The 19048-nt window shown below is 72.1% G+C and carries 16 protein-coding genes and 1 pseudogene; 10 read left to right on the plus strand and 7 right to left on the minus strand.

What is annotated here, in order from left to right:
* Positions 1-103 precede the first annotated feature (103 nt).
* On the plus strand, positions 104-901 hold the full coding sequence (locus ACZOOI_RS33520) for a hypothetical protein (RefSeq protein ID WP_465283321.1): 798 nt from the start codon (positions 104-106) through the stop codon (positions 899-901).
* 98 nt (positions 902-999) lie between these two features.
* Here the strand turns inward: ACZOOI_RS33520 and ACZOOI_RS33525 are convergent, their stop codons facing one another.
* Together ACZOOI_RS33525 and ACZOOI_RS33530 are read right to left on the minus strand one after the other, a co-directional pair.
* Positions 1000-1689 (minus strand): DUF4232 domain-containing protein, encoded by a 690-nt coding sequence (locus tag ACZOOI_RS33525; protein ID WP_465283322.1) that lies wholly within the window; start codon positions 1687-1689, stop codon positions 1000-1002.
* Between the two features lie 149 nt (positions 1690-1838).
* Entirely contained in the window at positions 1839-2345 is a 507-nt protein-coding gene (locus ACZOOI_RS33530; protein ID WP_465283323.1) for a MarR family winged helix-turn-helix transcriptional regulator, read from the minus strand.
* A 91-nt stretch (positions 2346-2436) separates the two neighbouring features.
* Here ACZOOI_RS33530 and ACZOOI_RS33535 point away from each other — a divergent pair, with 91 nt between their 5' ends.
* On the plus strand, positions 2437-3390 hold the full coding sequence (locus tag ACZOOI_RS33535) for an EamA family transporter (RefSeq protein WP_465283324.1): 954 nt from the start codon (positions 2437-2439) through the stop codon (positions 3388-3390).
* A 38-nt stretch (positions 3391-3428) separates the two neighbouring features.
* On the plus strand, positions 3429-4343 hold the full coding sequence (locus tag ACZOOI_RS33540; RefSeq protein WP_465283325.1) for an SDR family oxidoreductase: 915 nt from the start codon (positions 3429-3431) through the stop codon (positions 4341-4343).
* Here ACZOOI_RS33540 and ACZOOI_RS33545 read toward each other — a convergent pair.
* From ACZOOI_RS33545 to ACZOOI_RS33555, 3 genes are all read right to left on the minus strand, one after another.
* A complete protein-coding gene (locus tag ACZOOI_RS33545; RefSeq protein WP_465283326.1) occupies positions 4303-5451 on the minus strand; it encodes an erythromycin esterase family protein in 1149 nt (382 codons plus the stop codon). The genes ACZOOI_RS33540 and ACZOOI_RS33545 overlap by 41 nt on opposite strands.
* Before the next feature lie 287 nt (positions 5452-5738).
* Positions 5739-6974 (minus strand): sensor histidine kinase, encoded by a 1236-nt coding sequence (locus tag ACZOOI_RS33550; RefSeq protein WP_465283327.1) that lies wholly within the window; start codon positions 6972-6974, stop codon positions 5739-5741.
* Complete coding sequence (locus ACZOOI_RS33555) at positions 6971-7639, minus strand: response regulator transcription factor (RefSeq protein WP_465283328.1); 669 nt, start codon at positions 7637-7639, stop codon at positions 6971-6973. The genes ACZOOI_RS33550 and ACZOOI_RS33555 overlap by 4 nt, the downstream gene beginning before the upstream one ends.
* 303 nt (positions 7640-7942) lie before the next feature.
* On the opposite strand from ACZOOI_RS33555, the gene ACZOOI_RS33560 reads away from it, so the two are divergent.
* Positions 7943-9502 (plus strand): S41 family peptidase, encoded by a 1560-nt coding sequence (locus ACZOOI_RS33560; protein WP_465283329.1) that lies wholly within the window; start codon positions 7943-7945, stop codon positions 9500-9502.
* Positions 9503-9848: 346 nt separating this feature from the next.
* On the opposite strand, the pseudogene ACZOOI_RS33565 reads toward ACZOOI_RS33560, so the two are convergent.
* Positions 9849-10687: pseudogene (locus ACZOOI_RS33565) on the minus strand (siderophore-interacting protein).
* A 432-nt stretch (positions 10688-11119) separates the two neighbouring features.
* Between ACZOOI_RS33565 and ACZOOI_RS33570 the strand changes: the two are divergent.
* From ACZOOI_RS33570 to ACZOOI_RS33595, 6 genes are all read left to right on the plus strand, one after another.
* The gene (locus ACZOOI_RS33570) at positions 11120-12091 is read left to right on the plus strand and encodes a FecCD family ABC transporter permease (protein WP_465284205.1); all 972 of its coding nucleotides are present in this window, start codon (positions 11120-11122) and stop codon (positions 12089-12091) included.
* Positions 12088-13176: a FecCD family ABC transporter permease gene (locus ACZOOI_RS33575; RefSeq protein WP_465283330.1), complete on the plus strand. Its 1089-nt coding sequence runs from the start codon at positions 12088-12090 to the stop codon at positions 13174-13176. The genes ACZOOI_RS33570 and ACZOOI_RS33575 overlap by 4 nt, the downstream gene beginning before the upstream one ends.
* 358 nt (positions 13177-13534) lie before the next feature.
* Positions 13535-14311, plus strand: coding sequence for an ABC transporter ATP-binding protein (locus ACZOOI_RS33580; RefSeq protein WP_465283331.1), 777 nt, complete (start codon positions 13535-13537; stop codon positions 14309-14311).
* Between the two features lie 283 nt (positions 14312-14594).
* Entirely contained in the window at positions 14595-15974 is a 1380-nt protein-coding gene (locus ACZOOI_RS33585; RefSeq protein ID WP_465283332.1) for a lysine N(6)-hydroxylase/L-ornithine N(5)-oxygenase family protein, read from the plus strand.
* Positions 15975-15977: 3 nt separating this feature from the next.
* On the plus strand, positions 15978-17372 hold the full coding sequence (gene entS, locus ACZOOI_RS33590; protein WP_465283333.1) for an enterobactin transporter EntS: 1395 nt from the start codon (positions 15978-15980) through the stop codon (positions 17370-17372).
* 6 nt (positions 17373-17378) lie between these two features.
* Entirely contained in the window at positions 17379-17588 is a 210-nt protein-coding gene (locus tag ACZOOI_RS33595; protein ID WP_391583519.1) for an MbtH family protein, read from the plus strand.
* Positions 17589-17957: 369 nt separating this feature from the next.
* Here the strand turns inward: ACZOOI_RS33595 and ACZOOI_RS33600 are convergent, their stop codons facing one another.
* Positions 17958-19046: an ABC transporter substrate-binding protein gene (locus ACZOOI_RS33600; RefSeq protein WP_465283334.1), complete on the minus strand. Its 1089-nt coding sequence runs from the start codon at positions 19044-19046 to the stop codon at positions 17958-17960.
* Between the last annotated feature and the right edge of the window lie 2 nt (positions 19047-19048).

The raw sequence follows: 19048 nt of genomic DNA on the forward strand, positions 1-19048 counted from the left end.
CCTGGTGAAGCACGGAGCTTGGCGCAAAACCTACCTGTGGGGCCTTTGCTGAAAGTGATTGGCTGACTTCTGTCGGTTATCGCGCTGAGGTGGGGAGTCACGCGTGATCATTCAGTTGTACGGCGAACGGACCGGGCGTTCGGATACGGTCGCCGGCTACGAGAAGGCGGTGGCCGGCTGTCCGAGCCTGGCTCACCGGCTCGAAGGGCATCTCGCCGTCGGGCGGCGCACGTTCGGGCGCGCCGCGGTCGACAAGGGCCTCGCCCTCTACATCGACGTCCCGCACCATCTGCTCGGGTTCGACGATTCCGGCGCCCGTGGCATCGCCGAGATCAAGCCGAACAGTTGGGACGGCGGCTTCCTGAACTTCGAGGTGGGCGGTGGCCGGCACTGGACCGACGGCCTGGTCACCGCACCCGAATCGGTGCTGTGGCAGGCGATTCACGCCTACTGGAGCGTGAAGGTGCCGGAGTACGAGGGCGCTTCCGCTCGTGAGCGGCAGGCGTATCGCCGGGGGCGTCTGCCCTCGGACGCGAAGGGAGTGCCCACCATCGAAGACCTGTCCGGCCTGATCGACTATGGCCGGTGTCGGCAGTCGGGGCCGGTTCTGGTGGTGAAGGGCTGGAGCATGGAGTTCGAGGAACCCGACAGCCGGGACGAGGAGTTGCCCTTCCTCGTCGCGCTGTCCGACCCGCTTCGCCATCCCGTCCCGCTCACCGGCCCGTACGGCTCCGGAGGCGACCGGGACGAGACGGCGCGGCTGGAGCGGATCAGGAACCAGGATTCCCCGATGCGCATGGGCCGCCGCCGGTGGCCCCGCCCGGGGCAACGTGGTCGACCGCCGAGAAGTCGTGCGTTCGATCACGCGAGGATCGACCCGGGACGCCCGCTCGCGCGCTGATCACGCCGATCCGCCGACGTTGCATCCGGCGACCCGGCGGCCCGTTCCGGGTATCGGAGCGGGCCGCCGGGTGTCGCGGGATGCGGGCGTGGGTCGGGTCAGTGGCCGCCGCCGTCGCCCGGCGCAGCCTCGGCCTTGTCGGTGTGCCAGTTGGTGACGATCGGCTTGTCGACGCCGGTGTCGCCGCCCCTCGGGGTCAACTTCACCCCGGCGCCACCTTCGGTCAGGCCGATGTGGAAGGAGTCGAACAGGATCTCGTTGTTGTCGTTCGTCGTCTTCGGGTTGATCCCCGCGTAGGCGGACGAACCGCCGCTCAGGGTGAGCTTCGGGCCGACCGAGTGTTCGGCGGGCGACGCCTGCGCCTTGGAGCCGAACGTGACGACCGGGTGCGTCTCCGGCAGCACGCAGGTGACGCCGCTGTTCGCGGTCGCCTTCACCAGGAAGTAGCCGCCCGCCACACTCTCGGTGGTGACCGAATAGGTCAGGTCGTTGTCCCTGCACTGCCGGGCGCTCCCGCCCGCGCCCCCGGTGTCGCCCGTGCCGCCGCCGGTAGCGGAGGACGTACCCGTCCTGGTGCCTCCGGTGGGCGGCACGGCGGCCGATCCACCCGCGGCGCCGGCCGTGCCCTGAGCCGAGGGCGTCGTCTGGGTGGACGGTGCGGCCGCGGGGGCCGTGGCCGCGGCGTTGTCCTTCGAGTCGTCGTCGTTGCACGCCGCGGTCAGGGAAATCAGTGCGGCGCAGGAGAGGCCGAGCACGGTCTTGATGGCGGATTGCCGAAACGAACGCATGAACTTCCAACTCCGGAAACCGATGGCACGTCGGAGCGCGTGGGCTCCCGTTCGGGGATGGACACGCCGCAGGATCACCCCGGGTTGCACGGGAGTTCGCGGATGTCGGCTGGATCCCATCCGCGTGCCGGCACGCTCTTGACGGGGGCCTACGTCCGGTCGGATGCTCCGTCGCCGAGGCCGATCAGGAGTTTGCGCAGGAGCCCGGCCAACTGTTCCTGCTCGGTGGGGCTCAACGGCGTCAGGAGTTCCTTTTCGCGGTCGACGTGGTCGACGAGGATTTCGTCGACGAGTTCGCGGCCCTGATCGGTCAGCGTGACCAGGACGCAGCGTCGGTTGGTGGGATCGGTCTCGCGGGTCACCAGTCCTCTGGCTACCAGGCGATCGATGCGGTTGGTGATCGCCCCGGACGTGACCATGGACGCCTCGACGAGAGCGCCCGTGGTCAGCCGGAAGGGGTGCCCGGCCCGGCGCAGCGTGCCCAGTACGTCGAACTCCCACAGTTGCAGGCCGTGGGTGCCGAAGTTGTGGTGCAGTTCGCGGTCCAGGATGCGGGAGGCGCGCTGGATCCGGCCGACCACGCCCATCGGCGCGGGGTCGATGTCGGGTCGCTCGACTCTCCACTGATCCAGGCGCCAGTCGACGTTGTCCCGCACGGCACTCCTCAACGTTGAACTGTTTGACCTGATGCTAACAGCAGCACTACCGTCGCCAACGTTGAACAGTTCAACGTTGAAAGGACGGGCGATGGCCCAAACTCATGAGGTCACCGGCGCCGCCGGCACCACCGGCGCCGCCGGGAATTCGGCGCACATGTGGGGGTTCACCGGTCTTGCCGCCGTGGCGCCGGTGACCTGGGGCACCACCTACCTGGTGACCACCGAATACCTGCCTCCGGGCGTTCCCCTGGGGGCCGGCGTGATCCGAGCGCTTCCGGCGGGACTGCTCCTGCTCCTGATCTCCCGGACGCTGCCGCGCGGGGACTGGTGGTGGCGCTCGGCCGTGCTGGGCGCGCTGAACATCGGAGCGCTGTTCGCCTTGCTGTTCGTCGCGGCCTACCGGCTCCCCGGCGGTGTCGCGGGCACGCTCAGCGCCGTACAGCCCCTCCTGGTCGCCGGAATCGCCCTCGTGCTGCTGGATGTACGCCCCACTCGATGGCAGCTCGGCTGGGGCTTGGCCGGCGTGGTCGGGGTCGGCCTGATCGTGCTCCGCGGCCGGGTCTCGTTCGACCTGATCGGCATCCTGGCCGGCCTCGGCGGCGCCGCCTCGATGGCACTCGGGCTCGTGCTGACCAAGCGCTGGGGGCGTCCGCCGGGCGTCGGGGCGCCGGCCTTCGCGGGCTGGCAGCTCACCGCGGGCGGTCTGTTGCTCGTCCCCGTCGCGCTCGCCGTCGAGGGACTGCCGCCGGCACCGGACGCCACCGCGCTCGGCGGATACGCCTGGCTGGCCCTCGTCGCCACGGCGCTCGCGCATTCGTTGTGGTTCCAGGGACTGGGCCGACTCCCGGTCACGGCCGTCTCGTTCCTCACGCTGCTGTCACCGGCGGTGGCCGCGGCCCTGGGTTGGCTGGTGCTGGATCAGTCCCTCACCCCGCTCCAGGGTGTCGGGTTCGCACTCGCCCTCGCGTCGATCGCCGCCGCCCAACTCACCCCCGACGCCGCACGCGCCCTGATCCGCAGGAACCGCACCGCAGTTCGCTGATCGACGACAACTCCTCACCCCACGAAGGACGCAGAACCTTGGACCGCACCCTGCTGATCACCGGAGCCACCGGAACCGTGTCCGGCGCCTTGATCGAGGCCCTCGATGACTGCGGGTTCCGGCTGCGGGCACTGATCCGCGACCCGTCGAAGGCGGAACCGCTGCGGGCGCGCGGCATCGACGTCCGCATCGGCGACCTCGACGAACCACGCTCCCTGCCCCCGACCTTCGAAGGTGTCCACGACCTCTGGATGGTGGTCCCCAACGGCCCACGGGCAGCCGAGAACAACATGAACGCCATCTGGGCGGCTCGCCAGGCGAACGTCGAGCGTGTGGTGCGCCTGTCGGCGGTCGACGCGGCCCACGACGCCCCGACCCGCGGCGGACGCCTGCACGCGCTGTCCGATCACGAAGTCCGACGGTCCGGACTCGGCTGGACCATCCTGCGCCCGCACTGGTTCATGCAGAACCTGCTCGCCGAGGCCGACGACATCGCAACCGAGGGCACGTTCCGGCTCAACACCGCGGACGGTCGCCTCGGCATGGTCGACGCACGCGACATCGCCGCACTCGCCGCGAAGGTACTCACCGACGGCCCGAACCACCACCACGAGAGCATCTACACCCCCACCGGGCCGCACTCGATCGGCTTCGCCGACGTGGCGCGACAATTCGAGCGGGTACTCGGCACACCCGTCCGCTACATCCCGACCGCGGACGACGAACGCGAGGCGCATCTCCTCGGGTTCGGCGTGCCGGCCTGGATCGTGGGAATGCTGACCGAGTACGCACGGGCCTACGCATCCGGCTGGGGAGATTTCACCACCACCGATGTCGAGGACGTCACCGGCCGACGGCCGCGCAGCATCGCGGACTTCGCCCGCGACCACGCCGACGCGTTCACCGCGAGGGTCAGCGGCGGTGGGTCGGGCCGATGTGGTGCAGGTGGATGATGATGTCGTGGGTCGGGAGCAGGCGGGTGTTCTCGTATTCGCCGCAGGGCCAGAACGCGCCGATGGTGCGGGTGGGGCGGGCGGCGGCGAGCCAGTCGCGGGCGGTGCCGGCGGCCACGGTGCGGGTGTCGAGGTACCAATCGCGCCGGGAGACCCGCTCCAGGACGTCCTCGCTGCCGTGCGCCATCGCCGGGCCGACGTCGAACCGACGCCAGGGCGTGCCGGGGGCGTTCGCGTCGATGGCGTTGAACGACCCCTGGCCGAAGGTGAATCCGACGTTGACGTAGCGGGAGCCGAGCTGTTCGCGCAGGAATCGGCCCAGGGTCGCGGGCCGCCGGTCGAGCAGCGCGGGGCCGGCGGCGACCTGGCTGTTGTGCGCGGACAGGAAGACCTTGGTGCCGGTGTGGCGCTGCCACCACAGGGTGGTGTCGGCCGGCCCCCGGTCGCGGTGGCGCAGCGCGGCTTCGTCGGTGGGACCGGACAGCGCGGAGTCGGCGTGGTCGGCGCCGTTCCCGGCCACCCGGACCGGGCTTTCCGGGTGGCGCACGTTCCAGGTGCGCATCCACCGGAACAGGTCCCGTGTCTCGGTGGTGTTCCACTGGCCGCTGCCGGCTCGGAATTCCTCGTCCATGATCGTCCGCAGGTGGCCGGTGCCGCGCAGCACCCACGCGTCCAGGCGGACTCCGGCATCCCAGGAGGCCCCGAAGACGAAGCTCCGGAACCCCTGGCCTTCGACCAGGTGCCGGAACAGCCGATGCTTGACGGTGCACAACTCGCTCGAACCGTACGTGGCCGCGCCCACGCCGACCACGTCCGCACCGCGGACCATCGTGTCGAACGCCTGCAGATCCGCCCCGGAGCCGCCCGGCACGGTGCTGTCCAATGTGTACGCGGAGCGCGCCAGGCTACACACCGGGTCACCACGCGATGCGGCGCCGGTCGTCGGCGGCGCGGAGGGGGTGGTGGTCCACGCGGGCGCGGTGGTGGTCGTACCCCACGGCGGCAGGACCGGCATCGGGCGGCGGGCCGGGTGCGATCCCGGCCCGGGCCGGTACCCGGCCGTCCGGGTCTCGAGGCCATGGGGTGGGGGAAAATCATCCGATTTCATGACTCCGACGCTAGGCAATGCACCGCACCGTGCGCCTCGTCCGAAAGACCCAGGACTCCGGTACCCCTTCCGTCGGATACGACAAGTACCCGGGGCCGGGAAGCCGCCGCCGCGGGTCCGGCGCAAGCCGGCTGTACGTTCTCTCACCTGGGAAGACACCACGCCGACAGGCAAGCTCTTCCGGAGCGCCCCTTCGCTCCGGCCCGGGTCGGCGTGCTCCTGGTCCACTCGCCGTTCGCCCGATTCGTGGACCGGCCGTACGGCCGCCCCCGTCCGGCTGCACGCGCTCAGGCCACCGGGATGCCGTGTGCGGCCGGGCTCTCGGTCGTCACGTGGGGGACGGGACGATCCGGTGGAAATGTCACGCGCACCGTGAGTCCACCCTCGGGGCGAGGGGTCACGGCGAGTTCGGCGCCGTGGCAGGTCACGATGGCGTGCACGATGGCCAGGCCCAGGCCGTGCCCGTCGCGGGCGGCGGTGCGGTCGCGGCCGAGGCGCCGGAACGGCCGCAGCAGGCCCGGGATCTCGTCGGAACGGATGATCGGGCCGGTGTTGGCCACGGTCAGCGTCGCGCCGCCGGCAGGCGTGCTCGACGTCGCCACCTCGATGCCGCCGCCGGGCACGTTGTGCCGTACGGCGTTGTCCACCAGGTTTGCCACGAGCCGTTCGACCAGACGACCGTCTCCCCACATGGGCGCTGCCTCGACCCGGGAGCGGATGCGCGGGCGCGGGGTCGGTGTGGCCGCCCCGTCGGGGACCGCGGCGCTGCGAAGCGCGTCGCGGGTGATGCGGTCGAGTTCGAGGCGCTCCCAGCGTTCGACGCCCCGTTCGCCGCGGGCGAGGGTCAGCAGCGCTTCGATCAGGCGTTCCTGGTGGCGACCGGCGATCAGGACCCGTTCGCACACCCGGCGCAGTGATTCGACGGTCGGTTGTGGGTCGGCGAGGCCGACTTCGACGAGGGTGCGGGCTCGGGTCAGCGGCGTGCGCAGTTCGTGCGAGGCATTGGCCGCGAAGGAGCGCTGTGCGCTGAACGCGGCTTCGAGGCGGGACAGCAAGTCGTCGATGGTGTCGCCGAGTTCCTTGAGCTCGTCGTCGGGACCGCGGAGCGCGAGGCGGCGGTCCAGGCTGCCGGCCGAGATGTCGCGCGTGGTGACGATGATGGTGCGCAGTGGACGCAGCACGCGACCGGCCGTGAACCAGCCGAGTCCGACCGACACCACGGTCATGATCGCCACCGCGATGCCGGACTGGGTGAGGAGTTGGTGCAGCAGGTCGGTGGAGCGCGCGTCGACCCGCTGTTGCAGCCCGCCCTCGGCCGGGGGCGGGCCGGCGCCGGGCGATGCGTGGTCTCCGCCGCGGACGGTCCGCTCGGAGAACGGCGCTTGGCCCGATTCGTGCGCCACGAGCAGATAGGTGATGGCCAGGAGGGCGATCCCGGAGACCAGGAAGAGTGTCCCGTACAGGACGGTCAGCCGCAGTCGCACCGATTGCCGGCGGCGTGGCGGCGACGCCGGGCGGGTCACGACGGGTCCTCCCGGACCCGGTAGCCCGCCTGCGCGACCGTGTGGATGATCCGCGGTTCGCCGAGTTTGCGGCGCAGCCGGCTGACCGTGACCTTGACGGCGGTGGTGAACGGATCGGCCGCTTCGTCCCAGACGCGTTCGAGCAGTTCCTCGGCGGACACCACCCGGCCCCGCGCGGCCAACAACAGTTCCAGGACCGCGAACTCCTTGGGACCCAGGTCGAGGCTGCGCCCACCGCGCGACGCGTGTCGGCGGGCCGGGTCGAGGACGACGCCGCCGCCGACCAGCACCGGCGGCACCGCCGGATGGGCGCGGCGCAGCAACGCCCGGATTCGGGCGATGAGTTCGGCGAAGGCGAAGGGTTTGCCGAGGTAGTCGTCGGCGCCTCGGCCGAGGCCGTCGACCAGGTCCTCGGTCGAGCCGGCGGCGGTCAGCATCAGGACCCGGCTGCCGCGTTCGGCCGCGATCAGGGCCGCGCACACGTCGTCGCCGTGCAGGAGCGGCAGATCCCGGTCGAGCACGATCACGTCGTAGGTGGTCACCAGAGCGCGTTCCAGTCCGGCGGCGCCGTCGAAGGCCACGTCGACCGCCATGTGTTCGCGCCGCAACCCGAGCGCGATCGTCTCGGCAAGTTCCTCGTCGTCGTCGATCACGAGCACACGCACGATGGTCCCTTCGCGGATGAGGTCGCCACCGCCCATGATGCCCGGCCGCGGGTTGCACGGAGGTGACAGTGCGCGCCACGGCCCCGCAACCGGTGCGTCCGTAGAACTGGTGACTGTGGCCCGCCGGTTCGGCGCGTCGCCTCCACCCACTCGTGAATCGTCTGAACGGGAGTACGGATGTCCGAGGAGAAACCGACCACCGGGGCTGTCGCACCGGGCCGCGATCGGCGTGCTCGCCCGCGCCGCACCGGGCGACCGGGCACGGCGTCCCGCAGGATCGGCGCGGGGGCCGCGGTGGTCGTCGTGACGGCTCTGGCCGTGAATATCGGGGTCACCGGCGCGAACGCGTCCGACGGTGGCGCGAGCAAGAACCGCGACCGGCCGCCCGCGTGCGTGCAGTTGGACGACAACAAGCCGCCGGAGCACCCGCCGACACCCGGGGCGGCCACTCTCACCACTCTGGAGCAGGCGTACCACTGCATTTTCGACAACTCCTACAGCGGGCCGATCCTGGACTCGCGGACCCTGTTGGTCGGCGCGTTCGGCGCCTTCACCAAGGAGCTGCGGCGGCGCGGTTCGGATCGGGCGAATGCCGTCCTGCCCGCGTTGACGGGGCAACGGACCCGGGACTGGCGGGCGTTCGCCCGGCGGTACCAGGAGATCCTGGACACTCTTGCGGACGACGCCGAGCTGCGCCAGGCGCTGTTCACCGCGTCGGTGCGCGGCATGGTCGCGGCCTTGCACGACGATCATGCCGCCGTCGGCACGCTGTTCGCGCCGCCCGGGGGATCGGAGGCGTCGTTCGGGTTCGGGTTCCGCACCTTCCCGGTCGGCGGGCACAACCCGACCGCCACCGAAGGCGTCACCGAGCCGGTGTACCTGGACGATGTCACACCGGGAACGCCGGCGGCACTGGCCGGGCTCAGGCCGGGCGACCTCGTCGTGGCGGTGGACGGCGTACCGGCGTTCTCGAACGGGGTCCTCAACGGCGGCATCTTCGCGCTGTTGTATCCGCTGCGCACGCAGACCGCTCCGGTGCGACTGACCGTTCGGCGGCCGGCCGACGGCGGGACCCGGACGGTGGAGATGACACCGGCGCAGCTCGGCCCCGGGGGCGGCCCGGCGCCCGGCGGCGACCCCGCCACCGGAGGTGATCCGGCACCCGGGGGCGGTCCGGCACCCGGTGGTGGTCCCGCGCCCGGTGGTGGTCCCGCACCCGGGGGTGGTCCCGCACCGGGAGGTGGGCCGGGGCCGGGCGGCGGGCCGGAGGCGACGCTGCTCCCGGGCGGCATCGTCAAGGTCCGGATGGCCGGGTTCTCCCCCGGCATCGCCGGACGGGTTCTCCAGGCCATCGCCGACTTCCGCCGGGCCGGCTCGGTCAACGGGGTGATCCTCGACCTGCGCGGCAACCACGGCGGCGATCCGGCCGAAGTCGGCACGCTGCTGGGCGCGTTCGTACATGGCAAGGTGTGGGGCCACAGCTGCGATGTCAAGGACCGTTGCAAACCCACCTACCGCACCGACGACACGGTGCCGCTGCTGAATCTGCCGCTCGTCACGCTCACGGACGGCCAAACCGTCTCCGCGGGCGATGCGTTCGCCTCCGCCGTCAAGGACTTCGGCATCGGCACGCTCGTCGGCGACCGCACGGGAGGCATGGCGTCCGGGGACGCGCACGGCTATCTGCTCGACGACAACAACACCGTCATCGGCATGCCGTCCACCCACATCCTGGGCGGCAACCGCGAGATCATTTCGGGCATCGGCGTTCCGGCGGACCACCGGATACCGACGACCCCCGAGGACATCTCGACCGGTCGCGACCCGGCCACCGACAAGGCGGTGGAACTGCTGACCCACTGACCCCGCGCGCACCCGCCGACCGGAACTCGCGCCCCGCCGAGCCGCCCACGCGGCGCGGCGGGGCGACCCGGCCCCGGGCCTCGGCCCACGGTCGTGTCCGCCGGACCGTAGTAGCCGTCGCCCGCGAAGCGCACGCGCAGCGGCTTTCCGCTCGGGTCGGCCGGTACGCGCAGCACGGCTTCGCCCTCCCGCGTGGTCCACGCGCGGACCGTGGCCGGCGGCGCGGCCTCGTCCACCAGCGTCACCTCGAGCCTCCACACGTTGGCGTCACACGAGTAACGCCTCGACCGCGCGGTTTTCCTGACCCCCTGGGTCGGAGTCGTTTTCGGGCCGGGGCCGGCCGCCCTCAGCAGTCCGTGTCCTCCGGTTCCGCCAGCCACTCCTCCACCGTTTTCCCGCGGCGCCAGTAACCGGCGGCGTGCAGGGTGCGCCGGCTCAGGCCGCGTTCGTTGCGCAGGTAGCGGCGAATGGTGCGGACGGTGAGTGCCTCGCCGGCGACCCAGGCGTGCACGGTGCCGTCGGGCCAGGGAAATGCGCAGACCGCGTCGGCCAGTCGGTCCTCGTCGGGGCCGGTCGCCCCGTCGCGGTGCAGCCAGTGGATGCGCACGTCGGTGGCGGGGGCTGTTCCTCGTGCCGGTCGGCGACCTCGACGAAGACGTGTGCGCGGGTGCCGGGGGCGAGGCGTTCCAGGATCGAGGCCACGGCCGGCAGTGCCGTCTCGTCGCCGGCGATCAGCAACTGCCCGGCGTCGGCGGGCGGGAGCTCCCCGAGTGCGGGGCCGGCGATGCCCAGTACGGCACCGGGTCGGGCCTCCCGGGCCCATTCGACGGCTCGGCCGCTGCCGTGGATCACGAAGTCGACGTCGAGTTCGGGGCCGGTCGGGTCGAATCGTCGCACGGTGTAGTTGCGTGCGTGCGGCGGGGTGGCGCCGGCCGGGTACACAGGGCCGTCCGGGCCGAATTCGGGCAGCACCGGGATCGGCTCGCCCTTCGGCGGAAAGAACAGTTTGACCCGTTCGTCGGCTTGTCTGCCGCCCTCGAATCCGCGCAACCCGTCCCCGCCGAGCGTCAGTCGCAACATTCTGGGCGTCACCTCGACCGAGCGCACGACCGTGGCCAGACAGGTGCGGATCGGCGAACGCCCGGTGCGTCCGCGGCGGTCGGTGGCCTCGTCGTCTCGCGCCATGGGGGCTGGCTCCTTCGTCGTTGCGGACCCGATTGCTCCGGGTCGTCGTGGCCGGATCGTCTGCTGGATGCGCGGGGTCGGGTGGGCGGACGAGTGGGTCGGCCGGCGGGTGGCCCGCGTGCGATCGGGCGACCCGCCCGCCCACCTGGTCGAGCCGCGCGACGCCGCCGAGCCCCGAGGCGAGCGAATCCCCGCACTCCGCACACGAGTTCGGCGGCCGGAACATCCCGGACCGGCCCGTCGAGCGGGCCGCCCCGGGTATGACGCCCGGCGGGCTGCCGCCGTGACCGGGCACACTGGGCAAGTTGGTCAGGCATGCCTTACCTTACTGGAGTGTCTCTCCGGGTCGATTCCCCCGATGCTCCGTCCGTCGTCGGCGCCGCGCCCGACGCCCGGGCCGGGTCCGGCCGTTCGCGTCGGCTCGCGCTGCTCGTGATCCTGGCCGTGCTGTTGCTCGGCGCACTGTTCGCATCCCTGGCCATCGGCACCCGCAACGTCGCGCCCGGCGAGGTGTTCGCCATGCTCGGCGGCGAACGCGCGGGTGACGCCGGGCTGATCCGCGACCTGCGGGTTCCCCGTACGCTCCTGGGGCTCCTGGTCGGCGTCGCGCTCGGCGTGGCGGGTGCGGTCGCCCAGGACGTGACCCGCAACCCGCTGGCCGATCCCGGACTGATCGGAGTCAGCGCGGGTGCGGCCTTCGCGGTCGCGGCGAGCGTGGGGTTGCTCGGATTGACCGGATCGCACGGCTACCTGTGGTTCGCCTTCGCGGGCGCGGCGATCGCGGGCGCGATCGCCTATCTCGTGGGCGGCGCGGGCGTGGGCGGCGCGACGCCCGCCAAGCTCGCGCTCGCCGGGGCGGCGGTCAGCGCCCTGCTGGAGGCCGGCACCAGCGCACTCGTGCTGAGCGACCCCGGTTCGCTCGGTCGCTACCGGTCCTGGGCGGTCGGTTCGCTCGCCGGCCGGGACAGCGAAACCACACTGTTCCTGGTGCCGTTCGTCGTGGTCGGCGTGTGCCTCGCGCTCGGCCTGACCGGCCGGCTCAACGCGTTGGCCCTGGGCGACGAACTCGCCACCACGCTCGGCACCCGAGCGGGCACCACCCGGGCCCTGGGCGCGCTCGCGGTGGTCCTGCTGACCGGCACGGCGGTCGCCGCCGCCGGACCGATCGTGTTCGTCGGCCTGGTGGTCCCGCACGTGCTGCGGGCGTCCACCGGGCCCGACGCCCGCTGGTTGGTGCCGTGTTCGGGGCTGGCCGGCGCGGTGTTGCTGCTGCTCGCCGACGTGATCGGGCGCGTGATCGCGCGTCCGACGGAGGTGGAGGTCGGCGTGGTCACCGCCTTCCTCGGGGCGCCCTTCCTCATCCATCTGGTCCGGCGCGGAAGAATCGGGGAGCACTCCGGATGAAGACCGCCCGGATCGAAACCGACCGGCGCGTACCGCACGTCGTGCGGTGGGAGCGCGGCCCGCTCGGGATCGCCGTGCACCCGCGCACGCTCGTCGCGGTCGTAGCCCTGCTCGCGGTGGTCTTCGGTGGGCTGATCGCATCGCTCGCGTTGGGCGACTACCCGCTCGGATGGCGTGACGTGGTCACCGGCCTGTTCTGGGCCGGACCGGCCGATGCCGAGTTGGTGGTGCACGAACTCCGGCTACCGCGCGCCCTGGTGGGGATGCTGGTCGGGCTCGCGCTGGGGATGGCCGGGGCGGTCTTCCAGGCGGTGACCCGCAATCCGCTCGCCGGGCCGGACCTGATCGGCATCACCGCCGGTGCCGGTGCCGGCGCCGTCCTGGCGATCCTGCTGGGCGGCGTGAGCACGACGCAGTCGACGACCTACGGCGCGGTCCCGCTCGGCGCGCTGATCGGCGCGCTCGCGACGGCCGCGGCCATCTACCTGCTGGCGTTTCGCGGTGGCACCATCTCCGGCTACGGCTTCGTCCTCGTCGGCATCGCGGTCAACGGCATGCTGGCCGCGTCCACCCGCTGGATGCTCGCGCGCGTCGACATCGACGCCGCGACCCGGGCCACCTCGTGGCTGACCGGCAGCCTGGACGGACGCGAGTACACCCATGTGCGCTGGCTCGGCTATGCGCTCGTCGTGCTGGTGCCGGCCACCATCGCGCTCGCGCGGCCGTATCGCATGCTCCAGTTCGACGACGACACCGCCGCGAGCCTGGGAATGCCGGTCACCCGCTCGCGGATCGCCCTGCTCGTGCTGGCCACCGCGTTGACGGCGGCGGCGACCGCGTGCGCGGGGCCGGTGGTCTTCGTCGCGCTCGCCGCCCCGCAGATCGCCCGCAGGTTGGCCGGTACCCCCGGGCTGCCCATGGTCGTCAGCGGCCTGGTCGGCGCGGCCCTGGTGGTCCTGGCGGACGTGGTCGCACGGACCGCGTTTCCCACCGAACTCCCCGTCGGCATCGTCACCGGCGCCGTCGGGGCGCCGTACCTGCTGTGGTTGCTCGCCCGGAACAACCGGGCCGGAAAGGGAGGCTGACGTGGGTTCCGCGCCAGAGCAGACCAGGCCGACGGGGCACCCGGACGGCCCGGAGCCGACCGAACCGACCGCCCCGGCCCGGCCGACGCCACCGATCGCACCGGCCACACCGACCCGGCCGACGAAACCGAGCGACTCGGCCCGCTCGACCGAACGAACCGAACAAACCGAACGGACCGAACAGCTCAAACGGACCGAACCGACCGAACATGCGGAGCACATGAGGCAACACCGCGAGTCGGCGACGCAAGACGAAGCCCGGGCCCCGGAGTCCGGCCCCGTGTCGACTCTGCCGCACCCGTCCACCACCCCCGGCTCCCCCACCACCCCGGCGACATCCCGCGCACCCGCTCCCGGGATGAGCGCCGAAACGCTCACCCTCGGCTACGGCGAGCGCGTGGTCGCCCGGGACCTGGACCTCGACATCCCCGCCGGCCGGGTGACCGCCCTGGTCGGCCCGAACGCGTGCGGAAAATCCACCGCGCTCCGGGCGTTGGCCCGATTGCTGAAACCGCGTCAGGGCACCGTCCTCCTCGACGGCGAGAGCGTCGCCCGCTTGTCCGGACGGGACTTCGCCCAACGACTCGCGCTGCTCCCGCAGTCGCCGACCGCCCCCGAGGGCATCACCGTGCGCGACCTGGTCGCCCGCGGTCGTACGCCCTACCAGCGCTGGTGGCGGCAGTGGTCCTCCGCCGACGACGCCGTGGTCGACGCCGCACTGTCGGCCACCGGCGTGGACACCCTGGCCGGACGAGCCATCGACGAACTCTCCGGCGGCCAGCGCCAACGGGTATGGATCGCCATGGCATTGGCCCAGGACACTCCGGTGCTGCTGCTCGACGAACCCACCACCTACCTCGATCTGGCCTACCAGGTCGATGTGTTGGAACTGGTGGCCGAGCTGGGGCGGGCCGAGGGTCGCACGGTGGTGATGGTCATCCACGAGCTCAACCACGCGTGCCGGTACGCCGACCACCTGATCGCCATGCGCGACGGCCGCGTGGTCGCCGCCGGACCACCCGCCGAGGTCGTCACCCCCGACCTGGTACGGGAGGTCTTCGACCTGCGCGCCGCAGTGATCGAATGCCCCATCGCCGGAACCCCCTTGGTCATCCCTCTCGGCGGCCGTCGCTAGGGCGTGTCCGGCGGAACCGAGCCCGGGAGCCGCGCCGAACGCAGGCCGCGAGCCCGCCCGTGTCGGGGACCGCACCCCAAAGCGCGGTCCGGCAGCAGGAGTTCACCCTCGACCCGGTCGGACCCCGCAGCCTCCGCGATTCGGCACCCGGGCAGGTCGGGGAAGCCGGAACACCGGCTCCGACCTCTGGTCACACCCGACGGAGTTAGGTTAGCCTCGCCTACGGAAGGCCGTAAGTGCTCTGTGTGCCCTTCGAGGCCACCCCCCGGAAGGGACGCGTGCATTGACCTCATCTCGGCACGACGGAAAGACCGTTCACGACCTCGTGGGGGTCGGATTCGGGCCTTCGAACCTGGCGCTCGCCGTCGCGATCGAGGAGCACAACGCACTCGCCGCCCCGGACCACCGGATGGACGCCCTGTTCCTGGAGAAACAGCCGGCCTTCGGCTGGCACCGCGGCATGCTCGTCGACGGCGCGACGATGCAGGTCTCGTTCCTCAAGGACCTGGCCACGATGCGCAATCCGACCAGCGACTTCAGCTTCGTCGCCTACCTGCACTCGATCGACCGCCTGGTCGACTTCGTCAACCACAAGGTGTTCTTCCCGCTCCGGGCCGAGTTCCACGGCTACCTCGAATGGGCCGCGGCCCGGGTGGCCCACCAGGTGCGCTACGGCGCCGAGGTCCTCGCGATCGAACCCGTCGTCACCGACGGCAGGATCACCGCCTTCGACGTCGCCGTCGCGAACGACCCCGTCGTACACCGCGCCCGCAACGTCGTCCTCGCCCCGGGCCTGACCCCGCACCTGCCCGATGGCGTCCGCGTCACCGCTCGGGTGTGGCACAACTCCCGCCTCGTGCCCAACGTCGCCGCCCTCGACCCGGCCGACGTGCGTACCGCGGTGGTGGTCGGGGCCGGCCAAAGCGCCGCCGAGACCGCGGACTACCTCCACCGGCGCTTCCCCGACGCGCAGGTGCACGCCGTCTTCAGCCGCTACGGCTACTCCCCCGCCGACGACAGCCCGTTCGCCAACCGCATCTTCGATCCCGGGGCCGTGGACCACTACTTCGAGGCGCCCGAACAGGTCAAACGCCGACTGACGGAATACCACCGCAACACGAACTACTCGGTGGTGGACGGCGATCTGATCGAGGAGTTGTACCGGCGCGTGTACGAGGAGCGCGTCCAGGGCCGGCAGCGCCTGCACATCCGCCACGCCACCCGGGTCGTCGAGGTCCGCGAGGATCCCGAAGCCGCCCACGTGGACGTCGAGTTCCTGCCCACCGGCAAGACCGAGACGCTGCGCGCCGACGTGGTCGTGTACGCGACCGGCTACCGCCCGGGCGACGGGCTCGCGCTCCTGGGCGACACCGCCGACGCCTGCGCACGCGACGAGTACGGGCGCCCCCGGCTGGGCCGCGACTACCGGGTGGTCACCGAACCCCCGCTCGACGCCGGGATCTACCTGCAAGGCGGGACCGAGCACACCCATGGCCTCGGTTCCACGCTCCTGTCCAACATCGCGGTCCGCGCCGGCGAGATCCTCGCCTCGATCAACGACCACACCGGCCCGGACCCCACCCCCGAGGCCGATACCGCGCCCCGAGCCATGACGGGGACCTCCACCACGCCCGGCCCGGTGACCTCCTCCCGACAGGGCTGATCCGTGCGTCTGGGCGAGATCGCGGTGGACGTCACACCGCTGCGGGCCAACCGCGACTTCCGACTGCTGTTCACCGCGACCGCCCTGTCCATGCTCGGCACCGCGTTGACCTCGGTCGCCGCGAGCATCCAGGTGTACGACCTCGGCAACTCCTCGCTGCACGTGGGGCTGGTCAACCTCGTGATCGGCGTCAGCCTGTGCGTGGGCCTGCTGGCGGGCGGCGTCCTGGCCGACCGCACCGACCGGCGCCGACTGATCCTCGCCACCCGGGCCGGCTCCGCCGTCGTGGTCCTGGCCCTGGCCGGCAACGCCCTCGCCCCCGAGCCGCAACTGTGGTTCGTCTACCTCGCCGCCATCGCCGCAGGCATCGCCGGCGGCCTGGGCGCGCCCGCACTGATGGCCGTCACCCCCGCCCTCGCCGGACGCGAACACCTGGCCGCGGCAGGGGCGTTGCTCACCCTGACCACCCAGTTCGGCGCGATGGTGGGTCCCAGCCTGGCGGGCCTGATCGCCGCCGGCCCGGGTGTCGCGGTGTGCTACCTGATCGACGCGGCCGGATTCCTGCTCGGCGCGGCCCTGCTGTGGCGGCTGCCGCACCTGCGCCCCCGGCCCGACGAGGAGGACGCCGACACCGATCACGCCGCCGCCCGACACCCGGTGCGGGCCATCCTGGACGGCCTGCGGCACGTACGCGCGAACCGGGTCATCCGCGGACTCATGTTCGTCGACCTGGCCGCCGTCGTCCTCGCGATGCCGTACGCGCTGTTCCCGGAGATGGGCAACGAGGTGTTCGACGGCGGGCCCACCGCAGTCGGCCTGCTCTACACCGCCCCCGCCGTGGGCGCCTTCCTGGGCGCGCTGGCGAGCGGCTGGATCGGACGGGTCCGGCGCCCCGGGGTGACCCTGATCGTGGTGGCCGCGCTCTGGGGCGCGGCGATCGCCGCGTTCGGCCTGAGCCGGCACCTGTGGCTCGGCCTGCTCCTGCTGGCCCTCGCGGGCGGCGCCGACACGATCTCCGAGATCCTGCGCCGCGCACTCCTCCAGCAGCACACGCCCGACCGGCTCCAGGGCCGGGTGGGCAGCCTGTGGCTGGCCCAGGCCACCGCGGGCCCGGCCACCGGCAACGCGCTCTCCGGCGGCGTCGCCCGACTGCTCGGCCCGGGCACCACCCTCGTGGCGGGCGGCGTCGCGTGTGTCGCCGCGGTCCTCGCGGTCGCCGGCGCGCTGCCCGCCCTGCGCGCCACCGGACCGACGTCCGCGCCGATCGCGGACGAGACACCGACAGCCGTCCCGGCCGGGACGCCGGGGGCGCCCGACCCGGTCCCCACCGCCGACCGATCCCCCACCGACTCCCCCGCCGGCCCGCCGACGACGAACACGACGACCACGAAAGGCTGATCCGCCGTGACGAACCCCTTCGACGACGACTCCGGGACGTTCCTGGCCCTGCTCAACGACGAGGGCCAGTACTCGCTGTGGCCCGCGTTCCTCGACCCGCCCGACGGCTGGCGCACCGAGCACGGTCCCGCGTCCCGAGCGCAATGCCTGGAACACATCGAGAACCATTGGACCGACATGCGACCGCGGTCCCTCGTCGCCGCCACCGAGAACTGAGCGAAGAGCACCGGTGTTGCGCACGCTGCCGAGCGGTTGGGCCGTGTCCGGTGGATCTTGGTGGATGAGGTCGCGTCGTCCGGTGCCGTGGCTCGGCGTGCCGGCACCGGCATGCCGGGCCGAATCGCCGGCACCACCATCGCCGTGCTCCGACCCGACCGACATCTCGGCGTGGGGGCCCCAACTCCGTTGCGCCGCAGCGTGGTTGAGGCCCCCAGGCACATCGCGCGACTACCGGCGATCACTCGGCCCGACGACGGGGCGCTCCCGAACCGCACGACCGTGGATCTCGACCGCGGAACGGCCGTCGTCCGCCTGCCGCACACCGACCGGTGACGGCACCCCCATCCGCGGGTACGTCCGCCGCGCTCAGCTCTTCGCGGCCTGCGCCGCGACATCCACTCGCGGCATGATCTTGTCGACCACGTACTCCACCGCCAGCGGGGTGGGTGCGCGCAGGGCCCAGAAGTCGTTGGAGTCCAGCGGCACGTACGAGCCGCGCTTGACCACGTTCAGTTTCGCGAACTGCGGATTGCCCTCGATCGCCTTGCGCAGCACGTCGTCGCCGTTGTAGTTGCTCAGCAACACGCCCACTTCGAGCACGTCCAGCCGCTCCATGCTCAACTCGGCCGCGAATCCTGCTCCCGGCAGTCCCGCGAGGTTGTCCGGGAAGGTCATCCCGAACCCGGCGAGCAGCTTCACCGACGTGTCGGAGCGATCCTTGAGCACCGCTACCGTGCCCGCGTTCTGCGCATTGGTCAGCGCGAACGACTTGCCGGCGATCGCCGGATGGCGCTTGGCCACCCCGGCGACCTTGGCCTCCAGGTCGATCACCAGTTTCTCGGCCTCGGTGGACTTGCCCAGCGCCTTGCCCACCTGCCGGGTCACCTGCTGCCAACTGTCCTGCGAGGGACCGGTCTCGAACGCCGTGGTCGGCGCGATCTTGCTGAGCTTGTCGTACTCCTGCTCGACCCAGTAGTCGGTGTTCGCCAGGATCAGATCGGGTTGGAGCGCAAGCACCTTCTCCAGCGGCGCGCCGTTCTCGCCCATCGTGATGATCTGCGGCTTGTCCCCGCCCAGCTTGGGCTTGGCCCACGGAGCCACCCCGTCCGGCGGGGTCGTCTCGACCATGCCGGCCAGCTTGGTCGCGAGCGCGAGCGCGGCGTCCTGATCGCCCTCGCCCAGCGCGACGATGCGCTTCGGCGCCTTCTTGATCGTGGTCGTGCCAAGCTTGTGCGTGATGGTGATCGGGTACGTCGGCGCCGCTCCGCCCGCCCCGGGAGAGGCCGGCGCCGGGGCGGGACCGCTGCCGGAGGAGTCCTTCTTGTCGTCGCCGTCGCCACAGGCCGCCAGGCCCAACACGAGGGCCACGGCTATCCCGGCCGCGGCGAACCGGCCGGGGCCGGGGCGGCGGGCGGTGTGCCGGCGGGCGAAGGCCGGCGCTGCGAATGTTCGCATGA

The sequence above is a fragment of the Embleya sp. L77 genome (assembly GCF_055557415.1).